Source organism: Sphingobacterium sp. E70 (genome assembly GCF_019285695.1).
Taxonomy (GTDB): Bacteria; Bacteroidota; Bacteroidia; order Sphingobacteriales; family Sphingobacteriaceae; genus Sphingobacterium; species Sphingobacterium detergens.
On record NZ_CP079104.1, the window covers coordinates 2904748 to 2926002 of the forward strand.

Genomic DNA, 21255 nt, shown 5'->3' on the forward strand with positions numbered 1-21255 from the left:
TTTTTTATTGTTCTGTATATAGAGAAAGACTAGCTATTCCAAATTTCCCAATTTTTCTCCGCCTGAAGTAGCAACATTTCATAGCCATTTTTAGTTCGAGCACCTTTTTCTTTACCTTTCTTTAGGAATACTGTCTCTTCTGGATTATAAATAAGGTCATAGAATAGGTGCTTAGCACTGATATGTTCATATGGTAGGGCCGGAGACTCTGCTATGTTGGGGAATGTTCCAACGGGTGAACAGTTAATAATTAATGTATATTCAGCTAAAATCAGGGCATCTAATTCATCATAGGTGTAGTTGTCCGTTTGTTTGGTTCTGCTAACAAGCTTGTATTTGATCCCTAATTTATCTAAGGTATAGATCACTGCTTTTGCCGCTCCTCCGTTTCCAAGAATTAAAGCTTTCTTGTCATTATGGGTTAAAAGTGGTTTCAATGATTCTTCAAATCCAAATGCATCAGTGTTATAACCTTTCAAGTATGGAGCACCATTTGCTAGATGTGTAATGCGGATACAGTTTACAGCTTGTATAGCTTTAGCTTCTTCTGATAGTTCGTTTAAATAGTCCAGGACCTCTATCTTGTATGGAATGGTCACATTTACCCCATAAAAGTCCTTATTCTTAAATATAGATGGAAAATCTGATATACGTTCAATTGGATATAAGTCATAATCTATATGTTGAATATTTTCTTTCTGAAACTTCTCTAAATAATATTTCTTGGAAAAGGAGTGTCCTAGTGGATATCCTATCAGACCTAATTTTTTCATTAAATGGTTTAGTACTTCTTTGGGTGAAAAGGTAAGCTTAATCTAATTGCATTTTATACCCCAGGCAAGTCCGAAAGAGTGCCTGGGGTATTATGTATTTTCAACTTTAATTTTTTGGTTTGGTATATTTTTTACAATTTCAGTGATAATTTGATTTCCTTGCAATTGAGGAAGGTAATCAAAGAGAATATGATGTTTTTCCGGATTCGTTGCTAAGCCTAGTTCCAAAAAGTTTAAAGCTTCATTGTATTGTCCATTTGCAAATAGATAGGCCACAACACGATAATATAATTCCGCCGCTTCGGGATTTTGCGTAATCGCATCCGACATGACATTGATGGCTTCATCAATTTTACTCTGTTCAAATAAGATCGAAGAATAATCGAGCCAAGCATCTATATCTGATGGATTTAATGCAACTACTTTTTATACGCATCTTCAGCCTGATCAATTTGCTGTAGCTTATACCGAGCATCTGCGATTGCAAACCAGTAATCTGGATTTGTGTCTTCTAGTTCCAAAGCCTTTTGTAGAAATGAAGCGACTCAAAATATCGTTCTTCAAAATCGAGCGTGACACCAATACCAAACCATGCATCTGCAAGCTCGGCGTCTAACTTTACGGCTTTTTTATAGTAGTTTCGAGCTTCTTCCATTTGTTCCAGTTTCTCGTAACACTCTCCTATAGCACAATAGGTATCCGCGCTAGGTTGTTCGTATTCAAAAGTTTGTTTGTATACGTCCAATGCCTCTTGATAACGATCTAAGTTGACTAGTGCATTTCCTTTATTGAAATAAGCAGATGAGAAGTCTTCTTTGATTAATATGGCATAGTCATATGCATCTAATGCTTCTTCAAACTTGCTTATTTTATGATAGGAGTTGCCTAGATTATACCAAGCATAGTACGAATAAGGGTCTGAGTCAATATATTTTTATAGAAAGATATACTTTCTTCTTGCCTATCAAGTACATCATAACAATAAGCAAGCTCATAGAGGGCTTCTTGATAGTCCATATTGAGCTCAAGCGCCTTCTTTAAATAGACAATAGCTTTGTCGTAGTTCATTTGCGCTTGAAAAATCATGGCAATATGAAAATAAACCTCATCTTTATTGTCTAATAAGGGTAATGCTTTGAATAATTGATCTAATGCTTCATCAAATTGCCCTATGCTCCCCAAAATACCACCCCTAATTAGAAATATGTCTCCTTCCGAAGCTTCCAGCAGTTCCGCTTTGTCCAAGGCCGCTAATGCATTCTGATACTGTTGAATTGTTGAAAACAATTGAGCTTGCTTCAACAAAAATGTAATATCAAAGGGATGTTGGCTGATTGCAAATTCGGTTACTTGTAGTGCCTTTACAGGGTCATTTTTTTCAGCATAGTAGTCTATTATTCCTTCGAAAGCCTTGGAGTCAAAAAAATACTGATCCTCGTTTCGAAGCATTTCCTCATATCTGTCCACCGAGATTTTTCTTTCTTCGGGGTTTTCAAATTCAAAATCCTCTTCCATTCTCAAAAGTTTAAAACCAGTATTCTGTTCCTTAAATCAAAATACTAATTTCTTATCTAATTTGCTTGAATAAATTTTCCACAAATTGGATATCATCCACAAAGTTAAGGATAAATACTGTCAAAATAAAAAAGCCGGCTCTAGAGCCGGCTTTTAATATAATGGTATAAATTATATACGATTATTTTTTGATCTCAACACGACGGTTTTGAACACGACCTTCTTCAGTTGAATTAGATGCGATTGGTTTTTTTTCTCTCCGTAACCGTTAGCAGTGATGCTTGATGAAGAAACACCAGCATTTACTAAGTATTGTTTTACAGAGTTAGCACGGTCTTTAGACAAAGTCATATTGTAAGCTTCAGAACCTTCTGCAGATGCATAACCGTCTAAAGTTACAGATGAATTGTTGTCACGTACTTCTTTAGCCAATTTATCTAAAGTTGAGTAAGAAGAAGTTTTCAATACTGAGCTATCAAATTCGAATTGAATTGGAGCATAGTAACCGTTAGAAGTAACGTTGTCAACAACTGGCTCTGGGAATTTGATTGGACATCCTGAACCATCTACTGGAGTACCAGCAGGAGTACCAGGGCATTTATCAAATTTGTCAGATACACCGTCACCATCAGCGTCAGCGCTTAATGTGTTAACAGTACCTTCTAATGTGCTTACGCGTTGTTTTAATGCTTCAACTTCGTTTCTCAATGAAGGGTCTTTCAACTCATCATACATTGTAGCTACTGGGTTAGCAAAAGTCAAGTTTTGTTTGTCTTTCGAACCTAAAGTGAACTCTAAACCACCGTATACGTTAGAGAAACGTTGTTTAGTAGTAGTGTTTCTACCAGGTCCGTACAATAATGCCTCATCAGTGAAGTTCATTGTGTAACCTAAGTTCAATGCAACAACTTCAGATAATTTGAATTTAGCACCAACACCTACAGGAACGATCATACCTAGACGGTAGTCTTTATCACGAGGATTTGAAGGAGAGCGGTCTCCAAGAATATCTTCACCCCATTTTTGATCATAAACAACAGTTCCACCGAAGTCATTGTTAGAGAATTGAGTTGGGTTGTAAGCGAAAGCACCGATACCTACTTTAGCGTAGAAGTTAACGGCATTTTCTCTTCTTAAGAAATCAATTGTACCTAATTGGAACACACCATTTAAGCTAGCAGCCCAGTTTACTTTTGTTTCAGCTGATTGAGCGCGACCTAAATTTGAACCAGAATTGTTTTCGAAAGCAGGACCAGACTCATTGTGGTTGTAAGTTTTGATCTTACCACGGTTAGCTTCAACTTCTAAACCGAATAGGTGAGAGAATTGTTTACGTACTGTTAAACCATAGTACTCACCAACTTTGTTTTGGAAGTAACCAACTTTTTGACCAAAGTTATTGTTACCACCAATTAAAGCATTAGGCGTAGTGATACCACCTTGAACTCCGATAGACCAAGTTCTGTATTGTGATCTACCACCGAATACTTGTTGAGCTTGTGCTGTATCAGCGAAACCTAAAGCGGCAACTAATGTAGCAGCAACAGCTGTTTTTTTAATTGTAGAATAGTTCATACTCTTGTTTTTAAGGTTATTATTAATTTTAATTGTTTTCAAACTTTGTTATCTTATTTAATATCTGGAACAGTACAATTGCCGTGCCAAAGTCTTAAAATTATGTTAAATTTTTAAATTCCTGATATTTCGTACTAAATTAAGTATTTAATGTGAAACAACAAAACAAAAATCCGGTACGAAAGTACCAAATTTTTGTTTTGTTTCAATAGCTTTTAGAAAAAAATTAAGAAATTCTTTCTAAAGTAAATAATGTACAATGACTAAAGAGAGCCCTCCAAGCAAAGCTGATACTGGAATTGTCAATATCCAAGCCCATAACAAACTAATAGTTACCCCCAGCGTACTGCTGAAACACGTTTAACAACTCCGACACCAATAATAGCTCCTGTAATCGTGTGTGTGGTTGATGCAGGGATACCGAAATGCTCTGTAATACCTAATGTTACTGCTCCTGCAGATTCAGCACAAACTCCTTCTAATGGTGTTACTTTCGTGATTTTAGTTCCCATTGTCTTCACAATTTTCCAACCACCACTCATTGTCCCAGCAGCGATAGCCGCGTAACAAGTTAGAGGAATCCATTCTGGCATGTGTTCTGTGTTTTGCATATATCCACCAGCAACCATAGCTACAAGGATAATACCCATTACCTTTTGTGCATCGTTACCACCATGCGCAAAACTCAAGGCTGCTGATGAAACCAATTGTAATACTTTAAACCATTTTTCAGCGACACTAGGTCGGGAGTTTTTGGCGAGGTTAATTACTATTAAAGTAATAATAATAGATATGGTCATACCGATGATTGGCGCCAGCACGATGAAAGCAATAATTTTTAATGTTGCATCGATATTGATAGCGTGAATAGGATCTGCGCCGAGAATAAAGGCATAAGCCATTCCTGACCCCGCAAAACCATTAGGGTAGGGTGTGAGGAACTTGACGGTACTCCGTAGTACCAAGTGAACAAGTTCCACCCTATTGCTGCGAGCAAGCCCGCAAAGATAACCTCTAGGGTAATATATTCTTCCAATACCGTTTTGGCAATGGTGTTGGCTACTTTGTGGTCTGTAAAGTAGAAATAAGCAGCAAAGTTGAATATGGCAGCCCATAATACGGCCATTGCTGGTGTTAGAACTTTTGTTGATACGACTGTCGCAATAGAGTTGGCTGCATCATGGAATCCATTGATGTAGTCAAATGCAATTGCTAAGACAATCACAACAACGAGTAATGTTGACATCATAATCTCGTAGAATTTTTATGCACTTATGATCGAATGATTATGCGTTTTTAACTAGAATACTTTCTAATACGTTAGCAACGTCCTCGCATTTGTCTGTTGCATCTTCCATTGCGGATAACACTTCTTTGTGTTTGATCAATGAAATAGCGTCTTTTTCAAATTCGAAAAGATCAGCTACTGCCTTATCAAAAATATAGTCTGCTTTATTTTCTACACTATTGATACGCACACAAGAATCTGTGATATTGCGAATGTTTTTAAATCCCGAAGTTCATGGATTGCTTTTGAAACGTGCTCAGTAGCTTCTACCAATAGATCCGCGATTTCGATCATCGGTTCTGTAGCTTTTTCTACCTTGTATAAGTCCATTCTATTAGCCGCGCCGTGTATAAAATCGGCTACATCATCCAATGAGCTTGCTAACGAGTGTATATCTTCGCGGTCGAAAGGTGTAATGAAATTTTTACCTAGTTCCAAGTGAATTTGATGTGTGATGTTGTCGCCTTTGTGCTCCAAGTCTTCCATCTTACGAGTGAACTCTTTCTTCTTCTCCGGATTGTTTGAGTTAACAATATCTTTTAACAATTGAGACATTTCGATCAAATTGTTGCCGGCTTGTTCAAACAAAGGGAAGAATTTTTTGTCCTTTGGAACGAAGTATTGAAAAATGCTATTTAAAGACATATCTTAAATTTATTTTTGCAAAAATAATACCCTAATGTTAAGTTAATGTTAACATTGGTTTTGTTTAAACACAAAAATGTCATCAATTGTTTAATCTCCGGTCTGAACTTTTTGCAAAGTAAAGCCAAAAGTGGTTCCAATGCCCTCTGTACTACGTACGTTAACATTCTGTTGATGGGCTTCAACAATATGTTTGACAATCGCAAGCCCTAAGCCCGATCCGCCGATATCTCTTGAGCGACTTTTATCCGTACGGAAGAACCTTTCGAATACCCGGCTCAGATTTTTTCTTCGATACCATAACCATTATCCGTGATTTCTATTAAGACCTGTTCAAAAAGTGGAAAAATTTTGATTTTGGTGGTACCTCCCTCTTTTCCGTATTTGAGTGAGTTATCGATAAGGTTATACAATACTTGATGTATTTTATTGCGATCTGCTTTAACCCAATGTGGCGTGCCAGTTTTGGGTTTGAACTCAATCTTAATATTATGTTGTTTGGCTTTGTCCTCCAATGAGTACGAGGTGTCTTTGATAAGATCTACAATGTCGAATTTTTCAATGTTCAATACCATTTTACCTGATTCCAGTTTGGATATTTCATCTAAATCTTGAATGAGGTAATTCAATCTGTCAAGGTTTCGAGCAGCTTTGTCTAAGAAATTCTTTGCCATTTCCATGTCTTCTTCCATTAGTCCATCTTGTAATGTCTCGATGTACCCTTGGGTAGCAAAGAGGGGTGTTTTGAACTCATGGGATATATTGAGAGGAATTCACGCCTAAATTTTTCCTGCGATTTCAGCTGTTCAATTTCATTTTTTTATCTTTTGCCCAAGCCTTTACGTCGTTTTCTGCATCTGTAATGGGATCTTCACTGACATGTTCACCAATCGCATCTTTAAGATCCTTACCGAGTTTTAGATTGTGAATCAATTTATACATGGTATTAAGACGGCGGTAGATGTATTTCTCGAACAGGTAGTTGAATAGAAGAAAACAAATGACCAAGGCTACAAAAAAATAATCAGTGCAGTCTGAAGGTCATGTTTATAATAAAAGCTGATAGTGGATATTGCAATGCCAACACCAGCGGAGTTTGCTAATAATAATTGTCTAAAATTCATTTGTTGAATAAAAAAGGCCCCTAATTGGAGCCTAAGTTACTTATAATGATATTAATAAATTGTTAAAATTTTCCGATAACGGTTTTGGCTCCGGTAACTTTATCACCAATATTCACATTGATCTCTGTTCCCAGAGGCAGGAATAGATCCACACGTGAGCCAAATTTGATAAAGCCGAACTCGTTGCCCTGAACAACCTGATCATTTTCCTTTACATACCAAACAATACGACGGGCCAACGCGCCAGCAATTTGACGGAAAAGAACTTCCCTGCCTGTTTTGTCTTTTACGACAACAGTGGTTCTTTCATTGTCTGTCGATGATTTTGGATGCCAAGCAACCAAGAATTTCCCAGGATGATATTTGAAGAAAGTCACCAAACCACTGATTGGATTTCGGTTCACATGCACATTGATGGGTGACATGAAAATAGAGACCTGTATCCTTCTGTCATGAAAATATTCATTTTCTTCGGTTTCTTCAATGACTACAACTTTTCCGTCAGCAGGACATAAGATTGTGCCATCTTGTGGAATCACTACTTTCTTAGGACTTCTAAAAAACTGAACAACTGTAATGAATAGGAATGCTGAAAGGGCATAAATAAACCATTTTACAAACTGCGGTGCATCATAATAGTCCGCAACGGCATTGATGATAAAGATAAAAAGTACAGCAATCGCTAATGTGGTATATCCTTCTTTATGGAATTTCATATCTATTTATTTCTGCAAAGATAATTATTTACTCGAATTGTCTATTTGTCTTTCGATTTTAATTGAATGGGTATAGACTTTTCCATCACTTCCTGTGGCAATACTCCCAGAAACTTTAATCGTATCGTCTTGAGGTTGATCTTGTTTGTAGGTTGGAAAATAAAAATCTACACTTTTAGCAATTCGATTCAAAACGGTGAGATCATTTTCATTATTGGAGTCTACATTCAATTTAAGACTTCGCAAATTGGCTAAGCCCGTTTTTTTGACTTCAACTTCATAGGAGAAATTTAGTTGAGTTGCGACTTCGAATCCGCTTTTATTGATCCTATCGGTAAACCGTTTAGCAAGGAACGCATAGAAGTTTGAAAAGTCATCAAAACTACAGGATTTGCTGTTTAATAGTTCAGCTCGGATAAAATAATCGTAGGGCAAAACACTTAAAGCCTGAAAATCTTCACTTGGAAGCTCTCCATTATCATCATAAGTAGCAACGATTTTTCCATCAACAAAGCGTTGTGTCATCGCGTAAATGGGTTGCTGTCCAACATTGTAAAAGTAGGTGTTCCAGTTTCCCTGTGGTTTACCACTTTTTACTTTGCCTTTACGTAGATAAAAATCATACCCGAATTCTGTGAACCCTTCGAATGGAATAGCGAATTCATAGTTTCCTTCACCGCCAACGATTTCCTGTTTTCCTCGATTATCCCAATAATCTTTAATGAAATAACCGTAATCACCATAGGCCACCGTTAATAACGGTTTACCATCGGGATAATAATATTTGCAATCACCGACAGGATAGTTATCCTTAAAATTTATTTCCCATTTTAACACACCATTCGGATGAAAAGCTTGAAATAGACCTTCTTTTTTACCATCCTTATAATTGCCAACCAGTATACGGTTGCCATTGGGCGCGAAATCACGAAACTCGCCTTCGAAAATTTGCTTTGTGAAATCAAATTTGCTTACACGTTCAATTGATTTGAATTCGCAATCTTTTGCCGCCAGATAATAATACTTATCAAAATAGAAACGAATTAAGCCTTGATCTAATTTCTCGTAAAATACAGGTTTACCGTCTTGCGCCTGAATAGATTGGCAGCAAAACGAGGAAAACAATAACAATATATAAATGATCTTTTTAGTCATAACAAAAATTAATGTGCTTCAAGCCAGTTTTTACCTTCTCCGATTTCAACAATCAACGGAACGTTTGTTTTTATAGCATTTGTCATTTTGTCCAGAATAATGGTTTTGAATGCTTCGACCTCTTGTTTCGGAACATCAAACACCAGCTCATCGTGTACTTGCATAATCATTTTCCCTACCAATCCCTGATGCTCGATTTCCTTTTGTATTGCAATCATGGCAATCTTGATTAAATCAGCTGCCGAACCTTGAATAGGGGCATTGATCGCATTTCGTTCAGCAAATCCCCGAACAGTCATGTTTGCTGAATTAATGTCTCTCAAATAACGTCTACGCTTTAAAATTGTTTCAACGTAGCCTTTCTCTTTAGCAGATTCAACGGCGTCGCTCATATACTTCTTTATACCGGTATATTGGTTGAAATATTCGTTGATGATGTCAGCAGCTTCTTTACGCGAGATACCTAGATTTTGAGATAAACCAAAGGCGGATTGACCGTATATAATACCAAAATTTACTGCTTTCGCGTTGCGACGCTGTTCTGATGTAACCTCCTCAAAAGCCATATTATACACTTTGGCAGCGGTGGCACGATGAATATCATGTCCTTGAGTAAAGGCTTCTAACATATTTTGATCTTTGCTCAACTCTGCTATTAAGCGTAATTCGATCTGTGAATAATCGGCGGATAAGATCACATGATCTTCCGAACGCGGGATAAATGCTTTCCGCACTTCCCGACCTCTTTCCGTACGGATCGGAATATTCTGCAGATTAGGATTGGTAGAGCTCAAACGACCTGTTGCGGCGACAGCTTGATTATAGGAAGTATGGATCAGACCGGTTTCTGGATTGATCAATTCAGGTAATGAATCTACGTAAGTTGACTTTAATTTCTGTAACTGCCTAAAATTCAAGATGTCCTGGACAATATCTGATTTGTGCGCCAGCGCCAATAAAACATCTTCACCGGTTTTGTACTGCCCTGTTTTTGTTTTCTTTGCTTTCGGATCCAGTTGGAGCTTGTCGAATAAGACTTCGCCTAACTGTTTTGGCGAGGCAATATTAAAGTTCACTCCAGCTTTTTCAAATATGGCATTCTCTAGATCCTTGATGTCCTGTTCCAATGTTTTGGAAAATTCGCCAAGAGCGGGGACATCCACTTTTACGCCATTGCGTTCTATTTCAGCAAGTACATACACAAGTGGAAATTCGACCTCCTGGGCCAATTGTAATGTATCCGTTTCTACCAAAAGGGGTGGAATATATTTTTTAGCTGTAATGTAATATCAGCATCTTCAGCAGCGTATTCTTTGATTTTTTCGAAATCAACATCCCGCATATTTCCTTGTTTTTTCCTTTTTCTCCAATGAGTTCTGTAATGGAGACTGGCGTGTAATTCAGATAGTTCTCCGCAAGGACATCCATGCCATGTCGCGTATCAGGGTCAATGAGGTAATGCGCTAACATGGTATCGAATAAGGCTCCCTGCACCTTAACACCATATCTTGCCAATAAGAGGATATCGTATTTGATATTTTGACCTATCTTTTCAATTGCTGGATTTTCCAGTACAGACTTAAAGATATCGACGATGCGTTGGGCTTCTTCCCGATTTGCTGGTGTAGGGATATAGTATGCTTTCCCAGTTTCAAACGAAAATGAAAGTCCGACAATATCAGCAAGATTCGCGTCTAACCCTGTTGTTTCTGTGTCGAAACAAAAGCTGCGTTTTGAGTTGAGTTCCTTGGCGAGTTTTTCTTGTTCTTCGGTTGTATCTACCAGTGTGTATTCGTGTGTTGTATTATGAATATTTTTTAGAACAATATTTTCATTTGAAACTTCTATTACTGTACTTGTTGTATTTGCTGTTATCTCTGTAGCAAATAAATCCATCTGTCCATTTACAGGTGAATTCTTTTCAAGTATAGAGAAATCATCTCCAAAAACTCTTTTTCCCAATGTTCTAAATTCCAATTCAGCAAAGAGGGGTTCGAGCATGTCTTTATTTGGATCCTCAAGTTCTAGCGCTTTTTCGTTAAACTCAACGGGCACATCCAACAAAATTGTTGCTAATTTTTTTGAAATTAACCCCTGTTCTGCGAAATTTTCAACGTTTTCGCGCATTTTTCCTTTTAGCTGATCCGCATTGGCAATAATTCCTTCGACTGACCCAAATTCCTGAACAAGTTTTTTTGCGGTTTTCTCACCAATACCTGGAATTCCTGGGATATTATCTACAGCATCACCCCATAATCCTAAGATATCAATAACTTGGTTCACATCTGTGACTTCCCATTTTTCGAGGATTTCTTTGACACCTTGTACTTCAGCCCCATTCCCCATACGGGCTGGTTTGTAAATAAAAATATTGTCTGAGACAAGCTGACCAAAATCTTTATCCGGTGTCATACAATAGACTTGGAAGTTTTCTTGTTCTGCTTTTTTCGCTAATGTTCCGATGATATCATCCGCTTCATAACCGTCCATTGTGATAATGGGGATATTGAATCCCTCAATCAGGCGGTAGATATAAGGAATAGAAGCTGAAAGGTCTTCGGGCATTTTTTCACGATGCGCTTTATAGGCTTCAAATTCAATATGGCGTGCTGTAGGAGCCGCCGTGTCGAACACTACTGCTATATGAGAAGGTTGCTGATTTTTCAATACCTCCAACAGTGTATTGGTAAAACCCATGATCGCCCCAGTATTCAACCCTGTCGAGGTGATGCGTGGGGTCTTGCTCAAAGCAAAATATGCTCTATATATAAGAGCCATGCCATCTAAAAGAAATAGTTTTTTCACAAAATTGAATTTTAGTCTCCTTACAAAGGTAAGAAATTCATCAAACCGTAAGTTTAATAAATTTTTCCGATTTTTGTGCTATGACACATTTAATGCAACAGGTTCTATGAGAGGATTGGTAACAAAGTCCACAGGTAGTTGGTATCAGGTTTTGGGCGAAGATGGCAAGAGATATGATTGCCGGATCAAAGGGAAATTTCGTACCAAAGGAATTAAAACGACCAATCCGGTGGCTGTAGGAGACTGGGTGCATTTTGATGTGGAGCCAGATCTTGAAAGTGCTGTTATTCGAGAACTTGAACCCCGTCGCAACTATATTATCCGAAAATCGGTGAACCTTTCCAAGCAAACGCAGATTATCGGTGCGAATCTAGATCAGGCTTTTTGGTTGTTACGTTGGCTTCCCCGCCAACATCTTTGGGTTTTATTGACCGCTTTTTGGTAACGACCGAAGCCTATGGGATACCTGCAGTACTTATTTTTAATAAACTTGATCTTTTCAGTGATGAAGGTTTGGAAATATTGGCCGACTATAAGGCGATTTATGAACGAATCGGTTATCCATGCTATGAGATCTCGGCTTTGACGGGAAAGAATATTGATGTTGTCAAGGGGCTACTTCAGAATAAAATTACATTAGTGTCCGGTCACTCAGGTGTTGGTAAGTCCACTTTGATTAATGCTATTGTACCTGAATATGGTTTGAAAACAGGAGAAATTTCGGATTGGTCAGATAAGGGGAAGCACACCACTACGTTTGCAGAGATGTTTGACTTACCTTTTGAGGGTAAACTGATTGATACACCCGGTATTCGCGAGCTGGGAATTGTGGATATTGAAAAACAGGAACTGTCCCATTTTTTTCCTGAGATGCGTGCGTTGATGAACCAATGCCGGTTCAATAACTGTCGGCACATCAATGAGCCCGGCTGTGTGATTATGCAAGCCGTCGAGGAGGGAGAGATTGAATCTTCACGTTATGATAGTTATCTCAGTATATATCACAATGAAGATAGCAGAGCTTAATACAAACAGGGCTTCCATATGGAAGCCCTGTTTGTATTAAGCAAGACGTCTTTATTTTATAGCCTGGGTCAGATTTATGTAGTCTCTCAAGTAGGTACATTCCTTTGAAGCCATCTTGAAAAAGGCGTATCCTTATATTGTGTATTTAATTCTTTAAAGTATTTATTCTGTAGTGAAAAGCGGTAAAACGGATTTTTCAATGGGGAGTCATAATATTGCCAGCGTGTTTCATCCGTATAAACAAAATCTTTCTGTTCACATTTTGCGAGCATGAAGGTACATTTGGCCTTAAACTCTTTGTCGGAGCTTAGTGAACGGGCTTTGTTATACCAATCTTTTGCTGATTTTGTCTGTAAGTAATTCCGTTGCCAGTGAATTGTTGTGGCAGCATGGTTGTCTGAGGATGACCAATCGTACGCCACTAGCGACCAGGCGTTTCCGTAGGTGCTGGTCTGATAAATGCCTGTGGCCATCTGAAAGTAATAGTCGGCTTTTTCTGATTGTTTTTTTCGCTTTTTATGGCATTCTCCAATCGGGCCATACGCTCAGCATATTTTAATTTAGTTGTATTCTCTTTTCCATATTTCTTTGGATAGTCATTGATGGTGACAATAAATGGACTGGGGATAACATCCGTTTCATCTTCATTGTACGAATTCCTTATTTCCTTTACTTTGTGATCTTTAGGAAGTGCCTGTAATGTTGTAGCTGCTTTTTGAAAATCAAGCTCCCGTAGGTATGCAGTGCCTAGTAATTCTGTCAAATAATCTCTATTAAAATGCTTGATATCTTCCAATAAAAAGCGGGATAATGTATTTTGTTGTGTGTTGTTTGACAGGAGTGCCCTTATTTTTAATAATGTTTTAGGCGTGAGGCTATTTTCCCAAAAATGCATGGTAGACCACTGCATGTTGTCTTCAAGAGAATCTTTGGCGACACCATAATTATAGAAGATGTCGGCTTTAACAGCAGCTAAACTTGCCATCGCCGTATCTTGAGTGTTGAGATAATGTTTGACGACAAGGTTCTGGAGGATATTTCTAGCAATCAAACTGTAATTGCTGTATTCGAAAGCACTATAGCTCCATTCTTTTTGTTACTTGAATTTTTGCCATCCTGTTTGGCTTTCTGCTCCAGCCACGCTAATGTTTTGACCAGCTTTGGCTGGTCAATCTGTTTACTGGTTTGCCAATCGGCTAATTGCGTAAGCAGCACTGTAATCTGATACTGATCGCCCAACCTAGGATTCAATTCATTTTCCTTTACCTGAGCAAGATATTTTTTTGCTAGATCATTTTCTCTATTCATCCAGCTTAAATAGGCTGCTGTAATCAGGCCAAGCTGTGGCTGAACGTATTTTTGTCTTGATAGAGGTTTAATGCGAAATCGCGAAGTGAATCCAAATGTTGTTTAACGGTGCTTTTGTCTTCATTCCTAGCATAATAGTTGTAGTTTTCGCCATAACCGATATAAAAAGACTCGTTCATATCGCCTTCTATTTTGTTGACTTCCCTTCCCAGCAGAACCGCATTTACATTATTGGCCGGGTCAAGCTTGTAACAGGCATTCAGATATTTCATGGTACGATCTCCTGTACCGAAACCAATAATGGCATTAATGTTAAAGTTGTCTGCATCCGTGTTGGCGTATTGAAAAATCTCGGTGTCAGAAGCTGTGATATAATGAAAATTAGCGTACGCCAAAACCCGTCTTTCGGGGCTTGCTGTAAATAGCTTGGAGAAAAGATAGGCGGCTTTAGCCCCATCACCATTTTTACGGACAGCACCAGCGTAGTTGGAAAGTGCCCAATTTAAGATAGCTTCGTTCCTTTTATAGGCTTTAAATACTTTTCATAGACAGCAATACTTTTGGCATATTCCTGGCCGAATAGATATAAACGTGCGGCTTGATAAGCGTAACGCACAAAAAGGAAGCTGTTTTTCTTATGTTTGTTGATCTGTGCTTCGGCGAATTCAGCATATTGCACGATCTCTTTAAAATTCCGTGTATCGGGATCCCAATAACTGTGTTGAACATTTGTAATGGGCTCTTGCTTTTTGTGAAAACAAAGTAAGCTCGCTCAGATTCATGTTTACCATCAACTAAAGTTTGTAAAAATGTATTTCCTTTGATAGAATCCGGAAGATTGCTCCAGGATGATCTTTTTGATTACTGACCAAATCAGCGGTAGCTGAGTCGCTGTAGTACATCAATTGTTCGATATCTTTTACATTGACAGCTGACCCGAGGTATTTCGCCCAAGCTTCACTGTTGACGATGCTTTCCTTGACTGGAGCTTCTTCGGTATAAAGAAATTGATAGGGGATGTATTGAAATGCAGAAAATCCATTGTCTTCAAGATTCGGAAGATAGTAAGTTGTTTGGTTGTCATAGGGATCCACTTCGGGCCCGCAAGCGATATTTGTTGCAATCTCTCCAAAAAGAAAGCAAGCGTGGTGCTAGAAAGCACGAATAATTTCTTGTAACTCGGCATTGCCATGATTTGCTAATGTAGCTTGATCTAAATGATAAAAAATAATCTGATGTTTTTTCCTTTCAGTTCTCCCCTCAAAAATTTTGCCGTTTGCAAAAGATCATCTTGAGTTACCTGTTCAAATCGGACAACATCTCCTTTTTGAGGTTTGCTTTTGGAAGGTCGTTAATTAAAATATATAAATTAGTTTTTGGGTTGCGTGTAAATAGGGCTTTATTATTGATATCCTGTTCACTGATATATTTTGAAATACCAATGTAACTATTGTTTCTAAAAACCACAAACCATTGAAATAGAGGGAGTGCAATATCCATTTGCATTGGATAATTGCGTAATGTACCACTTAAATATGTCTTTAGATCATGTTGATTCAGAATGGAGTTTTGGTTTCCAAACTGGCGTAAATTGCCCATATTGTAGCACATTAAAGTCACTTTCTTTACTGGAGGAATACCGCTTGTCACAGTATTCTTAACTTGATGTAATCTTAAGGTTGAGCTGATAATAATATCTTTTAAATCAGGTAATTCTTGAAGGTAATTGAGTAGGTAGAAGAATTTGTCTCGAGAGGATTGTGTCCAGTCACAGTCCAATTGCAATTCGTTGAATTTTTCTTTGCCGGCCTGCTTAATTTTTGCAGAGACAAATGGGACAATCTTATTGGCTAAGGCCCTTATCTGTAGGCTGTCCATTTCTGAAAAAATGCGCTGATTGATAAATACCACTGGTATTAAAGCTTGTTCTTTAGGCACAGGCTGGGAGAAGGTAATGGGGCTAATGGGAACAGCCTGAATACCGGAAGGATCGAAGTCTATATCCATAATTCGAGTATATATGGACTTCGCATCGACTTCTTTTAGCGCACGGTTTTCGACAGTATCAAGTTGAAAGACTGTTTTCCAAAAATAGAAGCCTGTTTCGGGTTTGGAATTTGAACAGGAATTGAATATAAGTAGCCAAAACGGTACAAGAAATAAGAAAAGTCGTATTCGAGCTGCATATTTGCTTTATTTAGTAGTATTTGAAACAAAAGGGGAATTGATCTTGTTTGCTATTCAATAAATAAAGACTAAATTACAAAGAGATTGTGACTTTATGAAGCCTATTTTTAAGTGGATCATTGGAATTGTTGTGTTTATCCTCCTGGCTCTGACTGGGAGCATTATGTATTTTAGCAATAAATGGAAACCGCTGTTGGATACCAAAATAAAACAGCTGGTTTTGCAAGCTACAGATAGTCTGTATACAGTTCACTATGACGATATTCATGTTAATCTTGCACTTGGAAATCTAACCATAGATAACCTTCATTTAATTCCGGATAGTGTCGTGTATAAAAAATTAGAGCTTATGAAAAAGGCTCCTGATAATCGATATGCAATAATCATTAACAAGCTTAAGATTAAAAGCTTTGGCATCCGTAAGGTATTAATGGATAAAGAGCTTTTCCTACACGATGTCACTGTAGATACGCCAATGATACATATTATCAATGAGGTGCATAGTTATAACGATACTGTAAGCCAGGGGCCTAAGAAACCTTTGTACGAAAAAAAAATAAAAGATAATTTAAAGAAGATTCATGTTGAGGCGGTCAATTTGAATAATATTGATTTTAAATATACGCAGGTACAAAAGGGTGTACATCAGGATTTTGAGATAAAAAAGTGAAAGTGCGGATTGATGATGTCCTTATTGATTCAACTTCGGAACAAGACAGGCAACGTTTTTATCATACGAAGATGATCGATATCGAAGTGCCTGGCTTTACTTATAAAACTCCGGATGGTTTTTATAAAATCAATTTTGATAAACTTAATATCAATAGTAGAGACAGGAATGTTCTCCTGACCAAGGTCGCTTATCAGCCGACATTAAACAAGGCGGCCTATTATAAGAAGAAAGGGGAAGGAGGAAGTTATATCGTCTTTAAAATGGACACCTTACAACTGGCCGGGTTCAATTTTGGGCAACTTTCCAGAGATAAAAAGGTTTATGCACAAAAAGCATTCTTAAAAATGGACAACTTTCCATCTATAGCGATAAGCACTATAAGAGTCCTGCTACCCGTCAGATTGGAAATGCACCGCACATGAAATTGATGCAAATGTCAACTAGAATGGGAATTGATTCGCTGATTCTGGATAATATTGGTATTTCCTATTCTGAGATGAGTGATCAATATAGCCAAATTGGAACTATTACTTTTGATCATACCTATGGTACCATTTTGAATGTGACAAATGATTCGACAAAGCTGTTGAAGCAGAAGCTTATGCGTGCTAATCTGAGCACCAATTTTATGAATTCAGGAAAGCTATTGACCAATTTTGTCTTTGATATGACCTCCAAGGTTGGAGCATATACATATAAAGGTAGTCTTGGGGAGATGGATTTAACCGCTGTCAATAAAATGATTCGACCATTGCTGAATGTTGAGGTTAAATCTGGTCATCTAAAACAAATCGTATTTGATGTCTGGGCTAATGACTACAGGAGTAAAGGGACTTTTAAAATGGATTATAACGATTTGAAAGTCAACATACTCTCTGAAACAGGTGAAGACGGACGTCGAGAAAAGAAGGGCTTCCTTTCATTTATGGTCAATCAGGTTTTATTTAATCCTGGGAACCCAGACCTTTATGGTAAATATACTGTTGGGCATATTAACAAACATCGTGATCCCTCCCATCCTTTCTTTAAGGCGATGTGGCAAAGTTTGCTGATGGGAATTAAACAATGTGTCGGTTTAGGGCCAGAGCGGGAGGCGAAATTGATGAACACAGCGGATCGTGTTGAGAAGGTCGTGAGTGGTGTGGAGAAAGCGAAGAAATTATTTTCAGGGATATTTAAAAAGCATAAAACCGCTGAAGAGTTGCTAAAAGAGGAGAAGGAGGAAGAAGCAAAAGCGGCGGCCAAAATAGAGGAAAAGCGAAAGCGGGATCGAGAGAAGGCTGAAAAGGAATTAGAGAAAGAAAAGCCTGGAGATTAAGAAGAGGAGATGTAGTGAAAGACGCTGGTAGATTCCGTTTCACGTGAAAATAAAGTGCTTTTAGGGGATAAGATGTTGGTAGATTTTTGAATAAAGGCAAATTTATCTTAGTTTGCGTTTTATAATGGTAGATTCTATATTAAGTTTTGTTCGATTTGTTTTCAAATATAAAAACGGTCTTGTAGATAAGATCATGTTCTATGTGAGCATGATTTGTGCTGCAATAGTTATTTTCAATGTTGGTTATGTAACAGATCCAACGTTGGGGACTCTGCTCGGTAAAACCATTCACTACCTATTTTTTGTGCTTTTCTTTATGATTGCATTGCGGGAATCTTCATCCATCTATGCACTGAAGAAAATTGCTGTTGAACATTATTCAGGCTTGTTTATCCTGATTTATTTTATTTTTATTTTGATTGCTCGTTTCGCCAGGATTGATGCACTATCGGTCTTTTCACGCGAACAGTGGATTTATTTAGGGATCTATATTATTTTTATTGCGGAATTATCGAAAAGCACACTTTTTTTTCGATAATTTTTATTTTAATCCTACCATCCTATTTGTTATTAGCTTTCTTGTGCTTATCCTAATAGGGACAGTCCTATTGATGCTTCCGCGAACAACGATTGAAGCTCCGCTCAGTTTTGTCGATGCCTTATTTATGGCCACTAGTGCTGTTTGTATAACGGGATTGTCCGTAGCAGATATTTCCACCAACTTTAGCATGTTTGGTCAGACAGTTATTATTGTATTGATACAGGTTGGAGGATTGGGAATTATGACGTTTACAGGATTTTTGGTTATTTTTTTTCTGGTGGATTTTCATTCAAAAACCAACTGATGTTTGGTGAGATATTGGGTGAAAATAAAGTGGCATCAGTCATTAAGACATTGTTGACCATGATATTTATAACACTGTTGTTTGAATTTCTTGGTGCGTTATTAATTTTCAGTACCTTGGAAAGGGTTAACTTCCCGAATATGGGTAGTATGATTTTCTTTTCAATTTTTCATTCCATTTCTTCTTTCTGTAATGCCGGATTTTCTATTTTGTCTGGGGAATTACCAATGATGCGTATAAGTTCAACTATCCATTTCAATTGGCTCTTTCCTCGTTGTTTATTCTTGGAGGATTAGGTTTTGGAATCGTGCTCAACTTTTATACCTATATAAAGGAATCGATATTCCTGTGGTACCACCGTTTGATCACGAAGAAAAAATACAAACATAAAGCCTGGAGTTTTAGCTTCAACTCCAAGTTAGTTCTACTCTGTAATGCGATTATTATTGTTGTGGCAACACTATTCTTTTACTTTTTAGAACGGAAGAATACGCTTTCCTTAGAAAAGGGCTTAGATGGCGAATGGGCTACGTCTTTTTTTATGGCAAATGCCGCTCGTTCCGCTGGTTACAATAGTATTGATTTGAGTTTTGTCGGAGCTCCTACTATTTTTCTGATCATGTTACTGATGTGGATAGGAGCCTCTCCGGGGTCTACTGGGGTGGAGTTAAAGTGACAACAGTAGCGCTTTCTTTTATAAATATTATTTCTTTAGCAAAGGGTAAGGAATATATTGAAATTTTTAAACGAAGAATAGCAGGCGAATCCGTCAATAAGGCTTTTGCAATCATTTTATTATCGTTTATAGTCGTTGGGCTCAGTTTTTTTGTCCTTATATTTACTGATCCAGATAAAAGTATGAAAGATTTGTTGTTTGAGTCGTTATCGGCATATACGACCTGTGGCTTGAGTTTGGGTATTACACCTTCTTTAAGTATGGGAGGAAAACTGATCATTGTGGTGACCATGCTTGTCGGTCGTGTAGGTATGTTAACATTATTGGTTGCCTTTATCAAAAATACGACACGTCGGAATATCATATTTCAGAAGAAAAGATTCTGTTTTAAAAGCATTTTTTTGAAGCATAAATTTGGAGCTGAGGAGAAGAGGTTGATTTAATAGTCTGGGATGTGATTGTGCTTGTAAATACAATAAATTTATCTTAGTTTGAGTTATGAAGTATATTGTTTTAGGATTAGGGCATTTTGGGCGTTCATTGGGTGTTCATCTTACTGAACTCGGTCATGAAGTGATTGGAGCAGATAAAAGTTTAAATATAGTGGAGCAGCTCAAAGATAAGATCACACATACCGTATGTTTGGATACAACAGATCGGGAGGCTGTATCTTCATTGCCTTTGAAAGATGCGCATGCTGTCATTGTCGCTATTGGGGAAGATGAGGAGCATCTCTTATGACTGTAGCGCTCCTAAAACAATTAAAAGTCAAGCGTATAATCGGCCGTATTGTATCCGATTTGCAGAAAACAGTTCTGGAAGCGATGGAGATCAATGAGTATATTATGCCAGAAGAAGAGGCTGCAGAGCGTTTGGCGATGCGGTTGGACAATATCGATATTGTTGATTCCTTTAAGGTTTCAGATCGGTATTCTATTGTTGAAACAAAGGTTCCACAACGTTATGTTGGCATGACGCTACGTGAGGCTAATCTGACGAATCTTTATAAAATTATTGTACTGACGACAGTAAAAATTACAGAAACGAAAAAGACGGAATCACCAAAGAACAAAAGGAAGCATCTGGTATTGCCACTTCTGAAACAGTCATGGCGGAAGGGGATATCTTAGTTGTTTTTGGTGAATTATCCAACATCAATAAGTTAATTCAAAAGGAGAATAAAATTATGTTATTAACAACAACAAGTGTTATCGAGGGACACCAAATCGAGCGTTATTTGGGGATTGTTTCTTCAGAGGTTGTTTTGGGAGCAAATGCCATTAAGGATATGATGGCTGGATTTAGAGATTTTTTTGGCGGTCGATCCAATTCCTATGAGCGGGCGTTTCAGGAGACTCGTGAGGCTGCATTGCGTGAACTAGAAGATCGCGCGAAAGCATTGGGAGCTGACGCGGTCGTTGGCGTACGATTGGATTTCCAAACTGTTGGAACAGGGGAATGATGATGGTAGGCGCCACGGGGACAGCCGTTAAAATGAAATAAACTCAAGATAGCCCTAATATAATTAGGGCATTTTTTTATAAAAGGCAGGAGCGAATCCATCGTTATTCAATTTCCATGCGTTTTTAGGCTAGACTGTCTTTGATAAATCATAGCAATTTGAGG

Annotated in this window: 18 protein-coding genes and 9 pseudogenes; 10 read left to right on the plus strand and 17 right to left on the minus strand. The window is 37.8% G+C overall.

What is annotated here, in order from left to right; translation table 11 throughout:
• Window positions 1–29 precede the first annotated feature (29 nt).
• The 10 genes and pseudogenes from KUH03_RS20655 to polA all read right to left on the minus strand — a co-directional run bounded on the left by KUH03_RS20655 (window position 30) and on the right by polA (window position 11596).
• Entirely contained in the window at window positions 30–773 is a 744-nt protein-coding gene (locus KUH03_RS20655) for a shikimate dehydrogenase (protein WP_257096208.1), read from the minus strand.
• 90 nt (window positions 774–863) lie between these two features.
• Window positions 864–2288 (minus strand): annotated as a pseudogene (locus tag KUH03_RS20660) (tetratricopeptide repeat protein).
• 171 nt (window positions 2289–2459) lie between these two features.
• The gene (locus tag KUH03_RS20665; protein ID WP_373564769.1) at window positions 2460–3905 is read right to left on the minus strand and encodes an OmpA family protein; all 1446 of its coding nucleotides are present in this window, start codon (window positions 3903–3905) and stop codon (window positions 2460–2462) included.
• A gap of 198 nt (window positions 3906–4103) precedes the next feature.
• Window positions 4104–5112 (minus strand): annotated as a pseudogene (locus KUH03_RS20670) (anion permease).
• Window positions 5113–5149: 37 nt separating this feature from the next.
• Window positions 5150–5796, minus strand: a pseudogene (locus KUH03_RS20675) (DUF47 domain-containing protein).
• A 90-nt stretch (window positions 5797–5886) separates the two neighbouring features.
• Window positions 5887–6569, minus strand: a pseudogene (locus KUH03_RS46335) (sensor histidine kinase).
• A gap of 25 nt (window positions 6570–6594) precedes the next feature.
• Window positions 6595–6738 carry a hypothetical protein gene (locus KUH03_RS20685; protein ID WP_257096210.1) on the minus strand — a complete coding sequence of 48 codons (144 nt, stop codon included), beginning with the start codon at window positions 6736–6738 and terminating at the stop codon, window positions 6595–6597.
• 244 nt (window positions 6739–6982) lie between these two features.
• A complete protein-coding gene (locus KUH03_RS20690) occupies window positions 6983–7636 on the minus strand; it encodes a phosphatidylserine decarboxylase family protein (RefSeq protein ID WP_257096212.1) in 654 nt (217 codons plus the stop codon).
• Window positions 7637–7660: 24 nt separating this feature from the next.
• The gene (locus KUH03_RS20695; RefSeq protein ID WP_257096213.1) at window positions 7661–8791 is read right to left on the minus strand and encodes a toxin-antitoxin system YwqK family antitoxin; all 1131 of its coding nucleotides are present in this window, start codon (window positions 8789–8791) and stop codon (window positions 7661–7663) included.
• Between the two features lie 8 nt (window positions 8792–8799).
• A pseudogene (gene polA, locus KUH03_RS20700) lies at window positions 8800–11596 on the minus strand (DNA polymerase I).
• Between the two features lie 106 nt (window positions 11597–11702).
• Between polA and rsgA the strand changes: the two are divergent.
• A pseudogene (gene rsgA, locus KUH03_RS20705) lies at window positions 11703–12622 on the plus strand (ribosome small subunit-dependent GTPase A).
• An 86-nt stretch (window positions 12623–12708) separates the two neighbouring features.
• Here the strand turns inward: rsgA and KUH03_RS20710 are convergent.
• The 7 genes from KUH03_RS20710 to KUH03_RS20740 all read right to left on the minus strand — a co-directional run bounded on the left by KUH03_RS20710 (window position 12709) and on the right by KUH03_RS20740 (window position 15937).
• Entirely contained in the window at window positions 12709–13095 is a 387-nt protein-coding gene (locus KUH03_RS20710; RefSeq protein WP_257096214.1) for a hypothetical protein, read from the minus strand.
• Window positions 13044–13673: a hypothetical protein gene (locus tag KUH03_RS20715; RefSeq protein ID WP_257096215.1), complete on the minus strand. Its 630-nt coding sequence runs from the start codon at window positions 13671–13673 to the stop codon at window positions 13044–13046. Before KUH03_RS20715 ends, KUH03_RS20710 begins: the two co-directional genes overlap by 52 nt.
• Window positions 13670–13930 carry a hypothetical protein gene (locus KUH03_RS20720; protein ID WP_257096216.1) on the minus strand — a complete coding sequence of 87 codons (261 nt, stop codon included), beginning with the start codon at window positions 13928–13930 and terminating at the stop codon, window positions 13670–13672. Before KUH03_RS20720 ends, KUH03_RS20715 begins: the two co-directional genes overlap by 4 nt.
• A 23-nt stretch (window positions 13931–13953) precedes the next feature.
• Complete coding sequence (locus KUH03_RS20725) at window positions 13954–14325, minus strand: hypothetical protein (protein WP_257096217.1); 372 nt, start codon at window positions 14323–14325, stop codon at window positions 13954–13956.
• A gap of 107 nt (window positions 14326–14432) precedes the next feature.
• Window positions 14433–14609 carry a hypothetical protein gene (locus KUH03_RS20730; protein WP_257096218.1) on the minus strand — a complete coding sequence of 59 codons (177 nt, stop codon included), beginning with the start codon at window positions 14607–14609 and terminating at the stop codon, window positions 14433–14435.
• Window positions 14610–14724: 115 nt separating this feature from the next.
• Complete coding sequence (locus tag KUH03_RS20735) at window positions 14725–15024, minus strand: hypothetical protein (protein ID WP_257096219.1); 300 nt, start codon at window positions 15022–15024, stop codon at window positions 14725–14727.
• Between the two features lie 202 nt (window positions 15025–15226).
• A complete protein-coding gene (locus KUH03_RS20740; RefSeq protein WP_257096221.1) occupies window positions 15227–15937 on the minus strand; it encodes a hypothetical protein in 711 nt (236 codons plus the stop codon).
• A 343-nt stretch (window positions 15938–16280) separates the two neighbouring features.
• On the opposite strand from KUH03_RS20740, the gene KUH03_RS20745 reads away from it, so the two are divergent.
• The 9 genes and pseudogenes from KUH03_RS20745 to KUH03_RS20785 all read left to right on the plus strand — a co-directional run bounded on the left by KUH03_RS20745 (window position 16281) and on the right by KUH03_RS20785 (window position 21132).
• Window positions 16281–16787: a hypothetical protein gene (locus tag KUH03_RS20745; RefSeq protein ID WP_257096222.1), complete on the plus strand. Its 507-nt coding sequence runs from the start codon at window positions 16281–16283 to the stop codon at window positions 16785–16787.
• Window positions 16784–17212 carry a hypothetical protein gene (locus KUH03_RS20750; protein ID WP_257096224.1) on the plus strand — a complete coding sequence of 143 codons (429 nt, stop codon included), beginning with the start codon at window positions 16784–16786 and terminating at the stop codon, window positions 17210–17212. The genes KUH03_RS20745 and KUH03_RS20750 overlap by 4 nt, the downstream gene beginning before the upstream one ends.
• Window positions 17209–18108 (plus strand): hypothetical protein, encoded by a 900-nt coding sequence (locus tag KUH03_RS20755; RefSeq protein ID WP_257096225.1) that lies wholly within the window; start codon window positions 17209–17211, stop codon window positions 18106–18108. Before KUH03_RS20750 ends, KUH03_RS20755 begins: the two co-directional genes overlap by 4 nt.
• 193 nt (window positions 18109–18301) lie before the next feature.
• A complete protein-coding gene (locus tag KUH03_RS20760) occupies window positions 18302–18646 on the plus strand; it encodes a hypothetical protein (RefSeq protein WP_257096226.1) in 345 nt (114 codons plus the stop codon).
• 73 nt (window positions 18647–18719) lie between these two features.
• Window positions 18720–19249 (plus strand): annotated as a pseudogene (locus tag KUH03_RS48880) (potassium transporter TrkG).
• Window positions 19228–20072 (plus strand): annotated as a pseudogene (locus KUH03_RS20770) (potassium transporter TrkG). The pseudogenes KUH03_RS48880 and KUH03_RS20770 overlap by 22 nt, the downstream one beginning before the upstream one ends.
• Before the next feature lie 55 nt (window positions 20073–20127).
• A complete protein-coding gene (locus KUH03_RS20775; RefSeq protein ID WP_257096228.1) occupies window positions 20128–20370 on the plus strand; it encodes an NAD-binding protein in 243 nt (80 codons plus the stop codon).
• On the plus strand, window positions 20367–20759 hold the full coding sequence (locus KUH03_RS20780) for a hypothetical protein (RefSeq protein WP_257096230.1): 393 nt from the start codon (window positions 20367–20369) through the stop codon (window positions 20757–20759). Before KUH03_RS20775 ends, KUH03_RS20780 begins: the two co-directional genes overlap by 4 nt.
• A gap of 56 nt (window positions 20760–20815) precedes the next feature.
• Window positions 20816–21132 (plus strand): annotated as a pseudogene (locus KUH03_RS20785) (YbjQ family protein).
• Window positions 21133–21255 lie beyond the last annotated feature (123 nt).